General features: G+C 45.7%; 13 protein-coding genes, 1 tRNA gene and 1 rRNA gene. 8 read left to right on the top strand and 7 right to left on the bottom strand.

Annotated elements, in window-relative coordinates; all coding sequences use genetic code 11:
• Positions 1-412 precede the first annotated feature (412 nt).
• Both AACV20_RS09325 and AACV20_RS09320 read right to left on the bottom strand, forming a co-directional pair.
• Positions 413-1,417 carry an ornithine carbamoyltransferase gene (locus tag AACV20_RS09325; protein WP_170907165.1) on the bottom strand — a complete coding sequence of 335 codons (1,005 nt, stop codon included), beginning with the start codon at positions 1,415-1,417 and terminating at the stop codon, positions 413-415.
• A 116-nt stretch (positions 1,418-1,533) separates the two neighbouring features.
• A complete protein-coding gene (locus AACV20_RS09320; RefSeq protein WP_010318836.1) occupies positions 1,534-2,910 on the bottom strand; it encodes a PhoH family protein in 1,377 nt (458 codons plus the stop codon).
• A 434-nt stretch (positions 2,911-3,344) separates the two neighbouring features.
• On the opposite strand from AACV20_RS09320, the gene rapA reads away from it, so the two are divergent.
• Positions 3,345-6,254: an RNA polymerase-associated protein RapA gene (gene rapA, locus AACV20_RS09315; protein ID WP_170907164.1), complete on the top strand. Its 2,910-nt coding sequence runs from the start codon at positions 3,345-3,347 to the stop codon at positions 6,252-6,254.
• Positions 6,255-6,331: 77 nt separating this feature from the next.
• On the opposite strand, the gene AACV20_RS09310 is transcribed toward rapA, so the two are convergent.
• Positions 6,332-7,603 carry an NRAMP family divalent metal transporter gene (locus AACV20_RS09310; protein WP_170907163.1) on the bottom strand — a complete coding sequence of 424 codons (1,272 nt, stop codon included), beginning with the start codon at positions 7,601-7,603 and terminating at the stop codon, positions 6,332-6,334.
• Between the two features lie 248 nt (positions 7,604-7,851).
• On the opposite strand from AACV20_RS09310, the gene AACV20_RS09305 reads away from it, so the two are divergent.
• Together AACV20_RS09305 and AACV20_RS09300 are read left to right on the top strand one after the other, a co-directional pair.
• Positions 7,852-8,589: an RluA family pseudouridine synthase gene (locus AACV20_RS09305; RefSeq protein WP_170907162.1), complete on the top strand. Its 738-nt coding sequence runs from the start codon at positions 7,852-7,854 to the stop codon at positions 8,587-8,589.
• Between the two features lie 29 nt (positions 8,590-8,618).
• On the top strand, positions 8,619-9,581 hold the full coding sequence (locus tag AACV20_RS09300) for a D-2-hydroxyacid dehydrogenase (RefSeq protein ID WP_017049805.1): 963 nt from the start codon (positions 8,619-8,621) through the stop codon (positions 9,579-9,581).
• 66 nt (positions 9,582-9,647) lie between these two features.
• On the opposite strand, the gene AACV20_RS09295 is transcribed toward AACV20_RS09300, so the two are convergent.
• The 3 genes from AACV20_RS09295 to pepA form a co-directional block, all read right to left on the bottom strand.
• On the bottom strand, positions 9,648-12,509 hold the full coding sequence (locus AACV20_RS09295; RefSeq protein ID WP_026028556.1) for a valine--tRNA ligase: 2,862 nt from the start codon (positions 12,507-12,509) through the stop codon (positions 9,648-9,650).
• A gap of 94 nt (positions 12,510-12,603) precedes the next feature.
• The gene (locus AACV20_RS09290) at positions 12,604-13,053 is read right to left on the bottom strand and encodes a DNA polymerase III subunit chi (RefSeq protein ID WP_017043380.1); all 450 of its coding nucleotides are present in this window, start codon (positions 13,051-13,053) and stop codon (positions 12,604-12,606) included.
• A 67-nt stretch (positions 13,054-13,120) separates the two neighbouring features.
• A complete protein-coding gene (gene pepA, locus AACV20_RS09285) occupies positions 13,121-14,629 on the bottom strand; it encodes a leucyl aminopeptidase (RefSeq protein WP_010318842.1) in 1,509 nt (502 codons plus the stop codon).
• 189 nt (positions 14,630-14,818) lie between these two features.
• Here pepA and lptF point away from each other — a divergent pair, with 189 nt between their 5' ends.
• Together lptF and lptG are read left to right on the top strand one after the other, a co-directional pair.
• Complete coding sequence (gene lptF / locus AACV20_RS09280) at positions 14,819-15,919, top strand: LPS export ABC transporter permease LptF (protein ID WP_013855997.1); 1,101 nt, start codon at positions 14,819-14,821, stop codon at positions 15,917-15,919.
• A gap of 3 nt (positions 15,920-15,922) precedes the next feature.
• Positions 15,923-16,993, top strand: a complete 1,071-nt coding sequence (gene lptG, locus AACV20_RS09275; RefSeq protein ID WP_013855998.1) for an LPS export ABC transporter permease LptG — start codon at positions 15,923-15,925, stop codon at positions 16,991-16,993.
• Between the two features lie 62 nt (positions 16,994-17,055).
• Here lptG and AACV20_RS09270 read toward each other — a convergent pair whose 3' ends face one another.
• Positions 17,056-17,577, bottom strand: a complete 522-nt coding sequence (locus AACV20_RS09270; RefSeq protein ID WP_371319559.1) for an RDD family protein — start codon at positions 17,575-17,577, stop codon at positions 17,056-17,058.
• 153 nt (positions 17,578-17,730) lie between these two features.
• On the opposite strand from AACV20_RS09270, the gene AACV20_RS09265 reads away from it, so the two are divergent.
• The 3 genes from AACV20_RS09265 to AACV20_RS09255 all read left to right on the top strand — a co-directional run.
• Positions 17,731-17,815 (top strand) — tRNA-Leu (locus AACV20_RS09265).
• A 248-nt stretch (positions 17,816-18,063) separates the two neighbouring features.
• Positions 18,064-19,314, top strand: coding sequence for an HD-GYP domain-containing protein (locus AACV20_RS09260; protein ID WP_170907161.1), 1,251 nt, complete (start codon positions 18,064-18,066; stop codon positions 19,312-19,314).
• A gap of 627 nt (positions 19,315-19,941) precedes the next feature.
• Positions 19,942-20,061, top strand: a 16S ribosomal RNA gene (locus tag AACV20_RS09255); the annotation flags it as partial.

Here is a 20,061-nt window from a genome sequence, read left to right as displayed (position 1 = left end):
ATAGGGAGGCTTTAAAAATCAAGAGAGGGGAAAAATAACGCGCCCAGTAAGTCAGCACGCTGACCTACATTGAATCGAATTGCGTTGTAGATGTGAATAACAACGTCCGTTTTCATGGCTACCCCTCAGACAAATTGCTGGGAATTATACGCTTTCGTTGTGTGAGCGCAAGCGATTACCTCATAATCCTCTTCATCATTGGCACTGTCGCTGCGTTAGCTGCTTTCACTCACCCAAATCACTTACTCATGTAAGTTCATCGGGCTTCGTTCTCTTGCCGCCTTGCGACAGCACCAATGATTTTGAGGATTAAAAGTCGCTTTGGCGCTGTCGCGGCGTTAGCTGCTTTCACCCACCCGAATCACTTACTCATGTAAGTTCATCGGGCTTCGATCCATTGTTGCCTTGTTTTTTAAGCGCTGAGAGTCGCGACCATCACAGCTTTGATGGTGTGCATGCGGTTTTCAGCTTCATCAAACACAATCGAATATTCAGACTCAAACACCTCTTCGGTGACTTCCAACCCTTTCATGCCATATTTTTCCGCCACCTCTTTACCTACAGTGGTTTCGTCGTTATGAAACGCAGGCAAGCAGTGCATAAATTTTACCTGTGGATTACCAGTTTGCTTAATCACATTCATATTGATTTGGTAAGGCGTCATTAAGGCCACGCGTTCATCCCATGCATCGGCTGATTCGCCCATGGAAACCCAAACGTCGGTATAGAGAAAATCGCATCCTTGCACGCCTTCTTGTACATTTTCAGTGAGCGTGATTTTAGCTCCCGTCTGCTTGGCAATTTCTTGGCAAGTGGTGACGAGTGATGCTTCTGGCCAAAACTGTTTGGGTGCGACGAGGCGAATATCCATGCCCATTTTTGCTGCGCCCACCATCAGTGAATTGCCCATGTTATTGCGTGCATCGCCTAGATAAGCCAGTGACACTTGGTGCAACTGCTTACCACGGCCATGCTCAATCATGGTTAAAAAGTCAGCTAAAATCTGTGTTGGGTGGAACTCGTTGGTGAGCCCGTTCCATACAGGAACGCCAGCATGTGCGCCAAGCTCTTCGACAATTTCTTGTCCAAAACCGCGATATTGGATGCCATCGTACATTCTTCCGAGTACGCGCGCGGTGTCTTTCATCGACTCTTTATGACCAATTTGCGACCCTGATGGCCCGATGTAAGAGACTTGAGCGCCTTGATCAAACGCGGCCACTTCAAATGCACATCGCGTCCGTGTTGAGGCTTTCTCAAAAATCAGCGCAATATTTTTACCCGCTAATCTTTTCTGTTCTGATCCGGCGTATTTCGCTTTTTTGAGATCAGCAGAGAGATCGAGCAGAAATTGGATCTCTTTCGGCGTGAAATCGAGCAGTTTGAGAAAGTTGCGGTTGCGTAAATTGAAAGCCATATCCCAGTCCTAAACGGTGAATGATGAATAGCCTTAGTAAAACATATAAATGCTAAATTTGTGAATAATTATTTTAAAATAAAGGCGAGATATTAATAATATCTCGCCTAATGTGACTATAAATTCTCTTCAGCGAATTCGGCCAAGCGGCTGCGAACGACGCCGTTTAAGTGAATGTTGGCGCTGCCTTCAAAGTTTTTAAAGCGCTCAACCATATAGGTTAAACCCGAGGTCACCGGGGTTAAGTAGTGGGAATCAATCTGCGCTAAGTTACCAGAACAGACAATTTTAGTGCCCTCACCACAGCGCGTGATGATAGTTTTGATTTGAGAAGCGGTTAAATTTTGACACTCATCGAGTAGCACAAAGGCATTTTGGATTGAGCGCCCACGCATAAAGTTGATCGATTTAAACTGGATATTGGCTTTATCGCAGATGTATTTGAGTGAACCTTCGGTGCAGTGATCGTTTTTGTGTAAGGCTTCCAGTGTATCCGTTACCGCGGCCAGCCACGGCATCATTTTCTCTTCCTCTGTTCCTGGTAAGAAGCCGATCGATTCTCCGATATCTGGCGTGTTACGGGTGACGATGATCTTATCGAACATCTTCTTCTCAATGGTTTGTTCAAGAGCGGCGGCCATAGCGAGCAGCGTTTTCCCGCTACCAGCGGCTCCAGTTAAAATCACCAAATCAATGCTTGGATCAAGCAAAGCATCAAGTGCCATCGCTTGGTAGATATTTTTCGGGGTGATGTCCCACGCTTTGCGGTGCATCATTCTCTCGCGGCCAATATCAAGCAGCGTGATTTTGTCTGTGTTGATTTCATGCACGCGCGCCGAAAAATCGCTTTCTTCATCAATGACATATTGATTAATAAAGGTCGGATCAAATGGCGCCTTATCTAGCGTATGAAAGGCTTTTCCGCCGACGGTTCTGCTCTCAACTTCATCGACGTTGCTCCAAAAGTTGCCTTCACGAACTTGGAAGCCTTTGGTCAGGTACTGAACATCATCAATCAATTGGTCAGTGCGGTAATCCTCAACATAGCGCACGCCTGCACCTTTAGCGCGCAATCGCATGTTGATGTCTTTGGTTATGAGAACCACAGCGCGTGGCGCTCGTTTCGCTTGCAGGTAAAGAACAGCATTGAGGATACGGTTATCGCCGGCTTTGTCAGCAAAGGCTTTGACGGTTTCTTGCAACTCAAAGTCGGCGAGAATCGAGATAGTTCCCGTCTTGCTGGCCTCTTTAGAGAATGGAATACCTTCGGTAATTTCGTCTGGGGTGGCATCGTGAAATAAGTGCTCTAAAGCACGAATTGCGACCCGCGCATCTCGTGCAACATCGCGTTTGCTGTCTTTGATCCGGTCAAGTTCTTCAAGAACGGTCATCGGAATGACCACGTCATGCTCTTGGAAGGAGTAAATGGCTAAAGGTTCATGAAGCAGGATGTTGGTATCAAGTACAAACAGTTTCCGATCGGTATCGCCCATAAGCGTCTCCTTGCTGCTACGCAGCGTGCTTAACAAAAGATGCCAGCAAGTAGAGGTTATCGATCAATGGATGCCGGTAGTGACTCGATCGCTCGATGACTTACTGCAAGCCTGTGTTGATACTCATTGTCTGTTTGGTCTGCATGCTTCGTGCCAGAGTCATCCTTTTGGCTGGCAAAGCAAGCATCGTTACAACAAGTATAGCAACCTTGTTTACTACAAATGCCACCGATTTCTTACAGTTTGATGTCAACCAAAAGTTGAAGAAAAAAATCTTGGTTATCCTTCGCTTTACACGTGACCTGTATCACGCCATCAAGTAAGATTAGCGACCTTTTTCTGCACCATACTCCAACAACAATCATAATTAGGGGTTGCCTTCACGTGGTAGCAGATCGATACAATCCATTCCAAATAAATAAGGTAGTCGATTCATGAGTTTTGCTTTGGGGCAACGCTGGATAAGCGATACAGAAAGTGATCTTGGTTTAGGTACTGTGGTGGCGCTTGATGCGCGTACTGTGACCTTGATGTTTGCTGCATCAGAAGAAAACCGCGTTTATGCACGCAGTGACGCCCCGGTAACACGAGTGACGTTCAATAGCGGCGATGTGGTTGAAAGCCAAGAAGGCTGGTCGCTACGCGTTGAGCAAGTTGTTGAAGAACAAGGACTACTCACTTATCTCGGTACGCGCGAAGACAACGATGAAAGCGGCGTGGCGCTACGTGAAATTTTCTTAAGCCACCAAATCCGTTTCAACAAACCGCAAGATAAATTGTTCGCAGGTCAAATTGATCGCATGGATAATTTTGTGTTGCGTTATCGCGCCCTCACTAACCAATATCAACAACACAAAAGCCCAATGCGTGGTTTATGTGGCATGCGCGCGGGCCTGATTCCTCATCAGCTTTATATCGCACATGAGGTTGGCCGTCGCCATGCGCCCCGCGTGTTATTAGCCGATGAAGTAGGGTTAGGTAAAACCATTGAAGCGGGGATGATCATTCATCAACAAGTGCTTTCTGGCCGCGCGGAACGTATTTTAATTGTGGTGCCGGAAACCTTGCAGCACCAATGGTTGGTGGAGATGATGCGTCGCTTTAATCTTCATTTCTCCATTTTTGATGAGGAGCGCTGTGTTGAAGCGTTCGCTGAAGCACACAACCCTTTTGATACTCAGCAATATGTGCTTTGTTCGCTCGATTTTCTGCGTAAAAGTCGTCAACGTTTTGAACAAGCACTTGAGGCGGAGTGGGATCTATTGGTGGTGGATGAAGCGCACCATCTAGAATGGAGCCAAGATAAACCAAGCCGCGAATACCAAGTGGTCGAAGGGCTAGCGCAAAACACCCCAGCGGTACTGCTGCTAACGGCAACGCCGGAGCAATTGGGCCGTGAAAGCCACTTTGCGCGTTTGCGTTTGCTCGATCCCGATCGTTTTTACGATTACGAGGCGTTCGTTGAAGAAGAAGAGCAATATGCGCCCGTAGCCGATTCAGTCAGTGCCTTGTTTTCGGGTGAGAAGTTGCAAAACGAAGCCAAAAACCAAATCACTGAGCTACTTTCAGAGCAAGATGTTGAGCCGCTGTTTCGCATTATTGAAAGCGATGCCGATGAAGAGAGCAAAGCCTCTGCTCGCCAAGAGCTGATTGATAATCTGATGGATCGCCATGGCACAGGCCGCGTGCTGTTTAGAAACACCCGCGCTGCGATTAAAGGATTCCCTGTGCGTAATGTGCACTTGATGCCGATGGAAATCCCCGCGCAATACACTACCTCGATGCGAGTGGCTGGCATGATCGGCGGTAAGCTCAGTGCTCAGGCTCGCGCGATGAAAATGCTCTATCCCGAAGAGATTTTCCAAGAGTTTGAAGGCGATGATGCAAGCTGGTGGCAGTTTGATTCTCGCGTGAATTGGCTGCTTGAAAAAGTGAAAGAAAAACGCAGCGAAAAGATTTTAGTGATCGCTTCTCGCGCTAGCACCGCATTACAACTGGAGCAAGCACTGCGTGAGCGTGAAGGCATTCGCGCTACCGTTTTTCATGAAGGTATGTCGATTTTAGAACGTGATAAAGCCGCCGCTTATTTCGCACAAGAAGAGGGTGGCGCGCAAGTATTGATCTGTAGTGAAATCGGCTCTGAAGGGCGTAACTTCCAATTTGCTAACCAGTTGGTGATGTTTGATCTGCCGTTTAACCCAGATCTTTTAGAGCAACGCATTGGCCGTTTGGATCGTATTGGTCAACACCGTGATATCGATATCCATGTGCCGTACCTTAAAGGCACATCGCAAGCGATTTTGGCGCGTTGGTTTGATGAAGGCTTGAATGCATTTGCTGAAACCTGCCCAACAGGCCGCGCTGTGTATGATCAATATGCCGATGATCTGATTGACATGCTGGCTTCGGGAAATATCGATACGCTGGATGAGATCATTGAACAGTCGGCAACGCTCAACAAAACGTTGAAGGCTCAGCTTGAACAAGGGCGTGACCGACTACTTGAAATGCATTCAAACGGTGGCGAAAAAGCATTGAAAATCGTCGAAAGTATAGCATCAACGGATGGCGATACTAACTTGGTTACTTTCGCTTTGAGCTTATTTGATGCGATCGGTTTAAACCAAGATGATCGGGGTGAAAACGCGCTGGTGGTCACACCATCAGAGCACATGATGGTGCCAAGCTACCCCGGTTTGCCGTATGAAGGAGCGACCATCACTTTTGATCGTGATACGGCATTATCGCGTGAAGATATGAATTTCATCAGTTGGGAACACCCGATGATTCAAGGCGGGATCGACCTACTGATGAGCGAAGGCGTGGGAACATCGGCGGTTTCTCTGCTGAAAAATAAAGCTTTGCCTGTTGGGACTTTGCTGCTTGAGTTGATCTATGTGGTGGATGCACAAGCGCCAAAACGCAGTGGTATCAGCCGCTTCCTTCCTCAAACACCAATCCGTTTGATGATGGATGCGCGTGGTAATGATCTCTCCGCGCAAGTTGAGTTTGAAAGCTTCAACCGCCAATTAAGCCCAGTGAATCGTCATTTGGCCAGCAAGCTCGTTACGTCAGTACAAAATGATGTGCATAGCTTAATTGCTGCCAGTGAAAGCCAAGTTGTGAGCCGTGTTGAAGCGATTCGTGAACAAGCGCAAAAAGAGATGCAGTCGAGCTTAAACGGTGAACTGGAGCGCTTATTGGCGCTTAAAGCAGTCAACCCGAACATTCGTGATGAAGAGATCAGCGCGATTGAAGAGCAGATTAACGAGTTAAGCGGTTACATCGGTAAAGCGCAATTCCAACTGGATTCGTTGCGTTTAATTGTTGTGACGCATAACTGATCCCTTTAATTGGCCCTTGTGGCGTGCATTAAAAATAACAAAGGCCTTTTTCGATAAGGCCTTTGTTTTGTCTGCTATTACATAACCCACTTCCACCAAATAAATAGCGCTAAAAAGCCAAACAGATAAACAAGCCCTACGATAGACAGTGCTTTGAGTTTTTTTCCTACCGCGAGTTCAGCCGGTAAAGGTGTTTTAGTCACCAGAATATAGTTGAGCAGCGCAAAAATTGGCGTGGTCATAAATGCCATGATCATCGCAAAATTCAGCATTGGCATCAGTGCTGAAGCCCAAAAGGCAATGATGGCCAGCGCTAAAGCCGATACCACGATGACCCAAACTTGGTAGCAACGTGGGCTTTGGCTCTCTTTGTTTTGCAAAAGACGTTGTGATTCTGCAATCACTCGTGAATAGCCATCAATAACGGTGATGGTGCTACCAAAAATACAGAAAAAGGCGATCACTGCAATCAAATAACGTGACCACTCACCTATGGTTGAAGCGTACAATCCGACCAATTGATGCGAAAAGCCGACGCCAGATTTCGAGAGCTCAACGCCTGTTCCGTGTAGTACTAAGGCACCAAGCGCCAAAAATACAATCGCTAAGATTGCAGTACCGATATAGCCCACATTGAAATCAAATAGCGCGGATTGCGGCGTCACTTGCTGCTCTTGGCATTGACGCTTGAGCCACACCGAAGTGATGCTCGAAATCTCAATGGGTGCGGGCATCCAGCCCATTGTCACCACCAAAAAACCGATCGCGGCGAGTGTCCAAGGTGAAGGTGAAATGGTTTCTACCACTATCTGTGCTGGGGTTGCGACGGCAATCACCACGGCGAGTAAGGTGGCGATTGTCAGTACTGCCATAATCATTTTAGAAAGTGAGTCGAGCGCGCGAAAGTGGCCTGCAAAAAGGATCAGCAAACAAGTGGTCAGCACAATCACGGAAAGAACAATATTGCCTAGCTCAAAAGGGACAAAATAGGCCAGTAAGCTGGCGCTAAACAGCAGTAACGCGGCGGTGTTTATAATGGCCGATACCACGCTTAAGAGGGCAAAAACCCATAAGTAAGCGCGCCCGAGATGAGCATAGCCTTGTACTAAACTTTTGCCTGTCCCCATGGTGTATTGAATGCCAGCCTTAAAAAAGGGGTATTTTAATAAGTTGACCAGCAAAATGAGGCCTGCGAGTTGCCAGCCATAAATTGCACCTGCTTGAGTTGACGCGACGAGATGAGAGCCGCCGACGGCTGCTGCTGCCATCATAATGCCCGGCCCGAGTGAACGAAGCAGTTGTGGCAGGGTTAAACGTTTGGCCGATTGATAAGGGACGCTGTGTTCCATTCTTGTTCCTTAGACTTGATGTTGTGTTATTTATAATTTTTGCTTTTGAAGCTGACTTTAATGTCAAGCTCATCAATCAATATCACACCCAGTTAATCTGTCAATTTTAAGTTACATTTCAAGTGATATTTCTAAGCAAGGCTAACTTACTGACGATTTCGTGATTTAACGAAACTAAGATGACTCTTCTCTATTGGCTTGGCGGAGAGGTTGTTATAATGCGCCGATTTTTTTAGGAGAAACCTTCGATGGCTATGCTTGAATACACGCCGCCCACAGATCCTTGGATTGATATTGTCTATGAAGATGATCAGATTCTCGCGGTGAATAAACCTTCAGGTCTGCTGTCGGTTCCAGGACGCTTGCCTGAGCATCACGACAGTATGTGGAGTCGTTTGGCTGAGCAATATCCAGAGATCCAAGTTGTGCATCGTTTGGATATGTCGACTTCTGGCTTGATGGTGCTGGCAAAAAATAAATACGCGGAAGGGGCATTGAAAAAGCAGTTTCAATACCGTTTAACGCATAAAATTTATTACGCTCGCGTGTGGGGCGTAATGGAACTTGACGAGGGGGCGGTTGAATTGCCCCTGATTTGCGATTGGCCAAATCGGCCTAAACAGAAAGTCTGCTTTGAAGATGGGAAACCATCAAAAACTTTATATCAAGTAGCGAAAAGAGAAGAAAAAACGACAATTGTACGTCTTCTTCCCGTAACTGGCCGTTCGCACCAATTACGTGTTCACATGCAAGCTTTGGGTTATCCGATTGTGGGTGATGAGTTTTATGCCCCGCAAGAAGCGCAAGATTTTTCCGATCGCTTAGCGCTGCATGCCGCAGAGCTCAGTTTTTATCACCCAAAGAGTCATTGGTTACGTAACCTTTTTGTTGCTTGTGACTTTTATCCCGAAGCACAAGAGCAAATTTTGCAACACTTTGATCCTGAGCGAAAATTACCAGATTACAAAACGTTGCCCCGACCTTAGTGTGATGTGGGTGGCGACAAGGAGCTGATATGTCACTACCCACGGTTGTATTTCTCGATAGGGCCACAATCCCTGCTTATATTCGATTGCCGAGCTTACCTTTTGCTCATCATTGGCTTGAATTTGACTTTACTTCTGCCGAACAAGCGCTCGATCGCCTATCTCAAGCCGATATCGTAATCACCAATAAAGTGGTGCTGGATAGGGCGCTACTCTCACAATGTCCGAAATTGCGCTTGATTGCTGTGTCGGCCACAGGCGTCAATAATGTCGATGTCGATTACTGTCGTGAAGCAGGCATCGCACTGGTGAATGTTCAAGGCTATGCCACCCGTTCTGTTCCGGAACATGTAGTTGGGATGATTTATGCCTTAAGGCGTCACCTGTTTGCTTATCATCAAGATATTGCCAATGGCGAGTGGCAGCGCAATCAACAATTTTGCTTTTTTACCCATCCGATAGGGGATGTTGCAGGTTCAACGCTTGGTATTGTGGGGAGTGGCGCGCTCGGACAGGCAACCGCAACGTTGGCACGAGCGATAGGCATGCAGGTGATATTTGCTGAACGAAAGGGGGCCAAGGTATGCCGACAAGGTTTTATGCCCTTTGAACAAATGTTAGCGGAGGCGGATGTTGTGAGTTTACATTGCCCATTGAGCGAGCAAACCCGAAACCTGATAGGTGAGAACGAATTAAAGATGATGAAGCCTAATGCATTGTTGATTAACGCAGGCCGTGGTGGTTTGGTTGATGAGCAAGCACTTGTGACAGCATTGAAATCTGGGCAAATTGCTGGCGCTGGAGTGGATGTATTCAGTCGAGAACCAGCGGACAAAACAAATCCCTTACTAGCCAATATGGATTTGCCAAATTTGTTGCTCACACCACACGTGGCATGGGGTAGTGACTCAGCTATTTCACAATTGGCAACGATTTTGATGGATAACATTGCCGCGTTTGAGCGTGGAGAGCACAAAAATCGCGTCTGCTGATGGCGTGAATAAATAAAAAAGGTCGGTATTTTCACACCGACCTTTTTAATGGTAACGCAATCGCGATTATAGCGCGGCTATGGTCGCTTTCTGTTCTTCCAGTTTAACCAAGGTATCTTGATAGCCATTCAGCTTTTGACGCTCGATAGCGACAACGGCTTCGGGTGCTTTAGCGACGAACCCTTGGTTATTGAGTTTGCCTTCAATGCGTTTGATTTCGCCTTGAGTTTTAGCAATCTCTTTTGCTAAGCGCTCTAGCTCCGCATCTTTATCAATCAAACCAGCCATTGGGATCATCAGCTCAGATTGACCAACCAGCGCCGTTGCACAAGCAGGAGTCTCTTCACCCTCTTCAAGAACGCGTAGTGCCTCCAGTTTAGCCAGTGACAACAGTACCGCTTTGTTCGCTTCTAAACGTGCCACTTCTTGCTTGTTGGCGGCTTTTAGCATCACGTTAAGAGGTTTGCCTGGGTTGATATCGTACTCGGCACGTAGGTTGCGAATGCTAGTAATAAAGGCTTTCACCCATTCGATATCATCCAGCGCTGCTTGGTTGAAGTTCGCTTCATCGTACTGAGGCAGAGCTTGCAGCATGATGGTGTCACCTTCAACGCCGTCTACTAATGGCTTAATGCTTTGCCAAATGGTTTCAGTGATATATGGGATCACTGGGTGCGCGAGGCGTAATGTTTTCTCTAATACCGTAATTAATGTACGGCGTGTTGCACGTTGCTGCGCTTCACTGCCTTTCCATAATACGGGTTTAGTCAGCTCTAAGTACCAGTCGCAGAATTGGTTCCAGATGAATTCGTAAAGGGTATTTGCCGCCATATCTAAACGGAAGTTGTTGATATGGTTGTTGAACTCTTTAGCCGTCAATTCAAATTGAGACTCGATCCATTTATCGGCTAACGAATACTCAAGCTCGCTACCTGCGTTAAAGCCACAATCGAGATCTTCGGTATTCATCAACACGTAACGGCTCGCGTTCCAGAGTTTGTTACAGAAGTTGCGGTAACCTTCTAGGCGTTTCATGTCCCAGTTGATATCACGACCGGTTGAAGCCATCGCTGCTAGCGTGAAACGCAGTGCGTCGGTTCCATAAGGTTCGATACCATTTTCAAAGGTTTTACGTGTATTTTTCTCGATCTTGGCTGCAAGCTGTGGCTGCATCATGTTGCCACAACGTTTTTCAACCAGAGACTCAAGATCAATACCATCGATCATGTCGATAGGATCAAGCACGTTGCCTTTAGATTTTGACATTTTGTCGCCGTTTTCATCACGGATAAGGCCTGTGACATAAACAGTTTTAAATGGCACTTGTGGTTTACCATTCTCATCTTTACAGAAGTGCATGGTCATCATGATCATGCGTGCAACCCAGAAGAAGATGATGTCGAAACCAGTAACAAGAACGTCAGACGGGTGGAATGTTTTTAGTGCCTCAGTGTTTTCTGGCCAGCCTTGTGTACCAAAAGTCCAAAGAGCAGAGGAGAACCAAGTGTCCAATACATCATCATCTTGGCGCAGTACCACCACTGGTGCTAGGTTGTTTTGTTCGCGCACTTCTTCTTCGCTACGGCCGACATAAACGTTGCCGTCGTTGTCATACCAAGCAGGAATACGATGACCCCACCAAAGTTGGCGTGAGATACACCAATCTTGCACGTCACGCATCCATGAGAAGTACATGTTTTCGTACTGCTTAGGCACAAATTGAATCTCGCCATCTTCAACGGCTTTGGTTGCGACTTCCGCTAGTGGCGCTGTGCGTACGTACCATTGGTCGGTCAGCATCGGTTCGATAACCACACCACCACGGTCACCGTAAGGAATGGTGAGGTCGTGATCTTTGATTTCTTCAAGCAGGCCGAGAGCTTCAAATTCAGCTACGATGGCTTTACGTGCCGCAAAGCGCTCCATGCCTTGGTATTTAGCAGGTAGATCGCTGCTGTAAGCGTCACTTGGTTCACCATTGGTGTTGAACACTTCGGCGGCGTCACGAATGTTGGCATCAAAGGTGAAAATGTTGATCATCGGCAGTTGGTGGCGCTTACCGACTTCATAGTCATTGAAATCGTGAGCAGGGGTGATCTTCACACAGCCTGTGCCTTTTTCCATGTCTGCGTGTTCATCGCCCACGATAGAAATGCGGCGATTGACGATTGGCAGCATGATCTCTTTACCGATCAGAGCTTGGTAGCGTGGATCTTCAGGGTTAACCGCTACACCTGTGTCACCCAGCATGGTTTCAGGACGAGTGGTCGCAACAACAATGTAGTCTTTACCGTCTGCTGTTTTTACGCCGTCAGCCAGTGGGTAACGGAAGTGCCACATGTGACCTTTGACGTCTTTGTTTTCTACTTCTAGATCAGAAATTGCAGTGTGCAGTTTTGGATCCCAGTTCACAAGACGTTTACCACGGTAGAGTAAATCTTCTTGGTAAAGGCGAACAAACACTTCTTGAACGGCATTGGATAGGCCCGCATCCATAGTGAATCGTTCACGATCCCAGTCTACCGATGCGCCAAGGCGGCGAAGCTGTTTAGTGATGGTGCCACCTGATTCGCCTTTCCATTCCCAAATTTTGTCGATGAAGGCATCACGGCCGTAATCGTGTTTGGTTTTGCCTTCTTCTGCGGCAATTTTACGTTCAACCACCATTTGGGTAGCAATACCGGCGTGGTCTGTACCCACTTGCCATAAGGTATTTTTGCCTTTCATGCGTTCGCAGCGGATCAACGTATCCATAATGGTGTCTTGGAATGCGTGACCCATATGAAGGCTACCAGTGACGTTCGGCGGTGGGATCATGATGCTGTATGCTTCTTTTGATGTATCACCGTGAGGCTTAAAGTAGCCGTTCTCTTCCCAAGTCTGATACAAAGCTTGTTCGATTGCTGTTGGGTTATATGTCTTTTCCATAGTGCTCTTAAATGGATACTGTGAATGGTTAATCTTAGTCAAACTTCATAAGTGAAGGATCTTGTTAAAGATCGCCTTAACTATAAGGTTTGACCTATGGATGTTGGATCTCGATTGTTTGCAATTGGTAGCCAGCTTGACGGTAGATTTTATACCTTTCGCGTGCTCGTTGCTTTGCTTTTTCTTCGCAGGGGACGAAGTCTACCACCTCAGCAAAGGCGTTCGCAAAGGTTGTATGATTATCCGCCACATTTATTACCAGTTGACGATTCCAATTGGGTTTGACGTTGGGGTAGCCAATCTCGATATGAGTAGAGTATTTCGGGCCTTCACCCACCAGATTGTGCGCGACAAACTGTTCTGCAGGCACTTGCCATAAATGTTCGGCAAACTGTTCAGCGTGAGTTTTATCATCACAATGCAGATAAATTTTTGCCCCTTGTTTGGCGAAGTGATGAGCCAGAAATAGGACATATTGCTCAAAGCCTGCCAGCGTTGCTTGAGGGCTTTCTTCGTTCACAATGTAAAAGGTGGCTCGCTGCATGTTGTCACCTACTATCTAATCGCTCATCAACAAAAAAGGGCCTTGCGGCCCTTTTCACATTTTGAGGTTATTCCTCAGACTCTTGGCCGCTGCGGTTCAATAAGAACTGGACGAGCAATGAGACGGGACGACCTGTTGATCCTTTTGCTGCTCCTGACTTCCATGCCGTGCCTGCAATATCCAAATGCGCCCAGTTATATTTCTTAGCAAATTTAGATAAGAAGCAGCCAGCGGTAATCGTACCACCAGGGCGACCACCGATGTTTGCCATATCAGCAAATGGGCTCTTTAGCTGCTCATGGTACTCGTCGGCCATTGGTAGACGCCATGCGCGATCGCTTGCTTGTTCTGAAGCATTAACCAATTCATGCGCCAATGGGTTGTGGTTTGAAACCACGCCACTGATGTGGTGACCTAATGCAATCACACAAGCGCCAGTTAGTGTCGCCACATCTACCACGCAATCGGGTTCAAAACGCTCAACGTAAGTGAGTGCATCACATAGAACTAAGCGACCTTCGGCATCGGTATTGAGTACTTCAACCGTTTGGCCAGACATAGTCGTGAGAATGTCACCAGGGCGATAGGCATTGCTGCCTGGCATGTTTTCACAGCCGGCTAATATACCCACGACATTTAATGGCAATTTCAATTTAGCCAATGCTTTCATTGCGCCAAAGACTGACGCCGCACCGCACATGTCATACTTCATTTCATCCATGCCTTCGCCTGGTTTTAATGAAATACCGCCGGAATCAAACGTTAGGCCTTTACCCACCAACACAATTGGTTTTGCATCTGGATCTGGGTTGCCTTTGTACTCAATGACCGACATCATCGACTCATTTTTTGAGCCACGACCGACAGCGAGGTAAGAGGTCATGCCCAACTTTTCCATCTCTTCTTCACCAATGATTTTGGTGGTGACGCTCTCGTAGTCGTCCGCTAAGCGGCGCGCTTGAGATGCAAGATAAGCTGGGTTGGCAATGTTTGGTGGCATATTGCCAAGATCTTTCGACGCTTTCACACCGGATGCAATCGCAAGGCCGTGTGTAATCGCGCGCTCACCTAAGTTAAGCTCACGGCGAGTCGGTACGTTAAAGACAAGTTTGCGCAGTGGGCGGCGAGTCTCAGGTTTCACGCTCTTGAATTGATCAAAGGTGTATAAGCCATCTTTCGTTGCTTCAACCGCTTGGCGTACTTTCCAATAAGTATCGCGGCCTTTAACGTGTAGTTCAGTCAGAAAACATACGGCTTCCATTGAACCCGTTTCGTTCAGTGTGCTGATGGTTTTTTGAATGATTTCTTTGTACTGACGTTCGCCTAATTCGCGCTCTTTACCACAACCTACCAGTAAAACGCGTTCAGACAGAACACCAGGGACTTGATGCAGCAGTAGCATCTGGCCGGGTTTACCCTCGAGATCACCACGGCGAAGTAGTGAACTAATATAGCCGTCGCTGATTTTATCAAGCTGCTCTGCTACTGGAGAAAGGCGGCGTGGTTCGAACACTCCAACAACGATACATGCGCTACGTTGTTTCTCTGGACTGCCACTTTTTACACTGAACTCCATGCGTACTCCTACATCCTGAAGACAAATAGAACTAAATGTTAGATAATGCGCTCTTAGTGGTTGAATCCGAGTTTGGATCTACTTTTAATTGAACGCCCAACAGTTAGTGAAAATTTTAAAAATAAAAGGTTCAACGGGAAATTATAGTGATTCAATCAAAAAAACAAGTTTTGTATAGGTAATTTCAGCGTGATTATTGTTAGATATTTGATCCGCGAGACACTCAAGAGCCAATTTGCGATCTTTTTCGTACTGTTTCTCGTGTTTCTTAGCCAACGATTTATTCGCGTTTTGGCTGAAGCTTCCGATGGTGACATTCCGGCACGAATGATCTTATCTATTGTGAGTTTAAATATGCCCGCAATGGGGTTATTAATGCTGCCTTTGAGTTTGTATATCGGCATCTTACTGACTTTTGGGCGTTTGTACGCAGAAAGCGAAATTACGGTGATGAATGCTACTGGTATCGGCAATAAATTTTTGATCCGTGCTGCGCTCTATTTGGCTTTGATCACTTCAGGTGCTGCAGCATTTAACGCATTCTGGTTGGCACCTTGGAGCCAAGACAAAGAAGCACAATTAATGGAGCAGCTCGCAGCAGAAAATAGTGTTGATTTGTTACAGAAAGGACAATTTCAACGCACACCAGATGGTTCCTCAGTAGTTTTCATCGAAAATATTGAAAACAAAAAACTGCATAATGTGTTTGTTGCGCAGCTTGCACCAAAGGATTCGATACTCCCAAGTGTGATGTTCTCTAATTCTGGTGATGTTAAAGAGCTCAGTGATGGCCGTCAGATGATCACCATGTATGACGGGATTCGCTATGAAGGCGTGCCAACACGCGTTGATTATATGATCACAAAATTTGACGAATACGAAGGTTTAATTGGGCAGCGTGAAGTTAAACCCAAAGGACGCGATTGGGAGGCGTTACCGACATCCAATCTGCTTTCCAACCCGGATCGAAGAGCGAAAGCTGAGTTGCAATGGCGAATTTCTCTGGTGATTTGTATTCCGTTACTCACCATGCTGGTGGTCCCTTTGTCGGCGGTTAACCCTCGGCAAGGACGCTTTGCGAAAATGGGACCTGCAATCTTAATTTATTTGGCCTATTTTATGGCCATCAGCGCAACCAAGTCCGCCATTGAAGATGGCTCACTTGCTACGGTGATCGGTATGTGGCCAATCAATGCTGCGTTACTTTTGGCGGCGATTTCAGTGAATATCATGGACAGTGTGCCAGTGCGGCGCTTCAAAGATAAACTAAGACTAAAGAAGGCAGCATAACGCGTGTTTAAGATTTTAGATTTATACGTCGGCCGTACTATTGTTGCGACAACCTCGTTAGTGCTGGCGACCTTTGTTGGTTTGTCCGGCATTATCAAATATGTTGAGCAATTGAGAAAAGTCGGGGAAGGAAGCTACGATTTACTGCAAGCTTTACTGTTTGTGGTGTTGAGCATTCCTCGTGATATCGAGATGTTTTTTCCTATGGCCGCCTTACTCGGTGCGTTGATTGGGTTAGGTATGTTGGCATCAAGTTCTGAGCTCGTTGTCATGCAAGCTGCGGGGTTTTCTAAGCTTAATATCGGTATGTCGGTATTAAAAACCGCAGTGCCATTAATGATCATTGTCACCTTGCTTGGCCAATGGGGAGCACCCCAAGCGCAGAAGATGGCGCGAGATCTGCGCGCTTTTTCTCTCTCTGGCGGTAGTATTGTTTCAGTGCGTAGCGGTGTGTGGGCTCGCGATGTGAATGATTTTATCTTTATTGGTAAAATTGATGACAACAAACTCTATGGCTTAAATATGTGGCGCTTTGATAACAATAAGAGTTTGCAAAACATCCTTTTTGCCGAAGAGGTGGATTACGATAAAGACAATCAATGGGTAATGAAAAATGTTCAAATCACCGACATGCGCGATGATGTATTGATAACAAAGCAAACATTACCCGAATATCGTTGGACGACTTCATTAGCTCCAGACAAACTAGCAGTGGTCACGGTCAAGCCTGAAGAGTTGTCACTGAGTGGCTTGTATGATTATGTCAGCTATTTAAAAACGTCGGAGCAAGATGCTTCACGGTACGATCTGGCGTTGTGGCGTAAAATTACTCAACCTTTTTCTATTGCTGTGATGATGCTAATGGCACTATCGTTTATTTTTGGGCCATTGCGCAGCGTTACTATGGGCGCAAGGATTTTGTCAGGCGTGATTGCAGGCTTTACATTTTATATTTCCAGTGAGTTTTTCGGCCCACTGAGTCTTGTTTATGGTATCCCACCAGTGTTTGGTGCCGTCGCACCCAGTTTGGTGTTTCTCAGCGTTGCCGTAATGTTGTTAAGACGAAAACTCTAAAAATGACAGGTAAGAACTATTAACAAAAAGGAAGGGCAAACCTTCCTTTTTGTTATTCCGACTCAATTAACTTTAGGAAGTACCACTACTTTCGTTTTGGCCCAAATATCTTGGAACCCTCTTTTTTGTTGATCAAAGGGTACGGTGAGGTTTGCCAAGCCAAAGCCTGAGGTGAACAAACGTATTAAAGCTTGCGTGGCGCTGATTGAATTTCCATCTTGTTCGTTAATTATCAAAAGTCGCCAAGCACGCATCCCTAATGTCTGGCCTGCTCTTGTCCAGAAAAAGACGAAGAAGTAGACCCAGACAGCGGCAAGGTAAAATGTGTAAACATAGCTCCAAATGGGATGACGAGTGAGAAGGTCGCTGACATCTGCATACGAGCCATAGCTCATCACATTCAACGCAACGAGAGCTTCTAATATAGCGACGACAACACCAGCAGCTATCATCTCAAGAGCAATGATGATTAATGCATCGTAAATGAGCGCACCAAATCGGCGTAGTAATCCGGCAGGCGGTAGAGAAATAGAGTTACTCATCATATCTAAACATCTTTTGTATTCGCGAAATTGCAGCAGCATATAGCCTCGGAGAGGATCTGAAAAGAGAAGAGACGCACAGCTTGAAGGTTTGTGGCGAAAATATCGGCAAACGATTTGTATTTCAATATTTTGTTATTGCGCCAATAACTTTCTTACGTATAATGCCAACCATCAAAGGGCAATGCCCAAGATGCCGGTGTGGTGAAATTGGTAGACACGACGGATTCAAAATCCGTTTCCTTCGGGAGTGGCGGTTCAAGTCCGCCCACCGGTACCATAATTTAAACAACAAAGCCTCGACGAAAGTCGGGGCTTTGTTGTTTTTGTCCTCGAAATAATAGTCCACTATCTTAGATGAATGGGACTCTTTTGATAGCCTTCACATACTTCTATATTGAACAGCACACATTTCTCGCTTCTAGCCATACACATTTATATCAACACTACTAATATGTAGTTGATGAACTTTTGAGTGGCTTCTTTTAAACTCATTAACTACTTAGTACTTAAGGTGTTATATAAATTGTGGCAAGCATAAAAATCACAGTAGACAGATTGCAGCCTGGCCTGCACATTAAGTTGCCCGTAAAGTGGAACGAACACCCCTTTCTTTTTAATAGCTTTAAGATTAAATCCCAAGAACAGATTCAATTGATAAAACACTTGGGGATTCAACATGTTTATATCAATCCTGCGCAAAGCGATACTCAACCCTTACCTGTCAATACGCAGTCGGAAGCCATAGAAGAATCTTCAGAGATGGAGAGTGAGGCTGAAAGATTGTGGGAAGAGAAGCAGAAACGGATTGAAAAGTTGAACGCATATCGTAGGCGAGTTTTAAACTGTGAAAAAGAGTTTGAGCGTTCTCTATCCCGTATGCGTGCGGTAATGAACAAGATACGCAATCGGCCAGAGGATGCGATAGATGAAGCTTCAATTTTGGTTGAAGATATTGTCGATAAGCTACTGAGTGAAGATAGCGTTACGCTGCATTTAATGAATGGCAAAAGTGAGTTTGAAGACATCTACTTTCATTCACTCAACGTTTCGGTCATTGCAATGATGATAGGAAAAGCGAAAGGGTATGATGCTCAAAAAATCAAAGAACTTGCTTTTGCTGCGCTGTTTCATGATATAGGCAAAATTAAGGTTCCCACCGCGATTGTTAGAAAGAAAACAACACTGACAGAGCCCGAACAAAATTATCTCAAATTACATACTAAGTATGGTTTGGATATTGCGAGTCATATCGATAGCTTTCCAGAAAGTGCAAAGAGAGTAATAGAACAGCATCATGAACTTAATGATGGCAGTGGGTATCCGCTTGGTTTAAAGGAAGCGGCTATTGATGAGCTTTCACAGGTCATTACGGTCGCGAATGTATTTGATAATTTGTGTCATCCCAATATCGTTGCAGAGCAGAAGATTCCTTATATTGCACTTTCCTATATGTATAAGCATTGTAATCACTTATATAGTAACGAAAACTTAAACGTATTGGTTAAATTTATGGGTGTTTTCCCTCCAGGAACCGTTGTTCAGCTTTCTAACAATATGGTTGGGTTAGTCATCTCCGTAAACGCTAGCCACTTACTATATCCTAATGTATTGATTTACGACCCTTCGGTTCCGCGAACCCAAGCGCCCATTATTGATTTAGCTGATCGAGATTTAAAAATTGTTAATGCCATTCTTCCGCATAAACTTCCGGATAAAATCCGAGACTATCTTAACCCACGCTCTAGAATCTCTTATTTCTTCGATAGTGATGAGTAATATGCTTCTTTGTACTGCCTCAGTGCGAGCTTTCATTGACGAAGAAAAGCACGCAATATGAAGTGTGTCACCTCAATGCTCTGGTGATAGCAAGGAGATTTAGAGAGGGAAATAGGTCGCTAATTAATCGATATTTAACGCTTTGGTGTCTTTTTGTTCACTTGAGCTATCAGAAGGTACTTTTTTCTAAAAACCGCTTGCACTCATCTTCGTTCTCCCTATAATGCCGCCTCACTGACACGGCACAGCCAGTAAGGGTTCAAGCCCAACGAGCAGTCAATCAGTAGGTCAAATCGGTAAGACGAAATAATTTAATAAAGTGTTTGACACTTTTCATTATCTCGCTAGAATGGCCGCCTCTTCAAAGGAAGCCTCGGCAACCCAGCGAAGAACGCTCTTTAACAATATAAACCTATCAATCTGTGTGGGCACTCGTTGATGATAATCAAAAAAGATTTATCAATGAACTGAGTGACCAATCAGAATCAAGTTTACTTGATTTTGGCACAGTCAATTCATTGTTGTTCTGTTGGAACAACAATAGCTTTAAAATTACTTTTTTACTTTCGAGTAAGAGCAGTTTTGAAGTCAGTATTCATTGAGCCGGTCTTAGGACCAACAAAACTTTAATTGAAGAGTTTGATCATGGCTCAGATTGAACGCTGGCGGCAGGCCTAACACATGCAAGTCGAGCGGCAGCACAGAGGAACTTGTTCCTTGGGTGGCGAGCGGCGGACGGGTGAGTAA

It is taken from the genome of Vibrio sp. B4-6 (assembly GCF_963888245.1).
GTDB classification, from domain to species: Bacteria; Pseudomonadota; Gammaproteobacteria; order Enterobacterales; family Vibrionaceae; genus Vibrio; species Vibrio anguillarum.
This window is presented reverse-complemented; position numbering and strand designations above follow the sequence as displayed.

Excerpts from the sequence above, each read along its gene's own strand:
- AACV20_RS09325 (WP_170907165.1), bottom strand. The coding sequence starts at position 1,417 with ATGGCTTTCAATTTACGCAACCGCAACTTTCTCAAACTGCTCGATTTC.
- AACV20_RS09320 (WP_010318836.1), bottom strand. The coding sequence starts at position 2,910 with ATGGGCGATACCGATCGGAAACTGTTTGTACTTGATACCAACATCCTG.
- rapA (WP_170907164.1), top strand. The coding sequence starts at position 3,345 with ATGAGTTTTGCTTTGGGGCAACGCTGGATAAGCGATACAGAAAGTGAT.
- AACV20_RS09310 (WP_170907163.1), bottom strand. The coding sequence starts at position 7,603 with ATGGAACACAGCGTCCCTTATCAATCGGCCAAACGTTTAACCCTGCCA.
- AACV20_RS09305 (WP_170907162.1), top strand. The coding sequence starts at position 7,852 with ATGGCTATGCTTGAATACACGCCGCCCACAGATCCTTGGATTGATATT.
- AACV20_RS09300 (WP_017049805.1), top strand. The coding sequence starts at position 8,619 with ATGTCACTACCCACGGTTGTATTTCTCGATAGGGCCACAATCCCTGCT.
- AACV20_RS09295 (WP_026028556.1), bottom strand. The coding sequence starts at position 12,509 with ATGGAAAAGACATATAACCCAACAGCAATCGAACAAGCTTTGTATCAG.
- AACV20_RS09290 (WP_017043380.1), bottom strand. The coding sequence starts at position 13,053 with ATGCAGCGAGCCACCTTTTACATTGTGAACGAAGAAAGCCCTCAAGCA.
- pepA (WP_010318842.1), bottom strand. The coding sequence starts at position 14,629 with ATGGAGTTCAGTGTAAAAAGTGGCAGTCCAGAGAAACAACGTAGCGCA.
- AACV20_RS09270 (WP_371319559.1), bottom strand. The coding sequence starts at position 17,577 with ATGCTGCTGCAATTTCGCGAATACAAAAGATGTTTAGATATGATGAGT.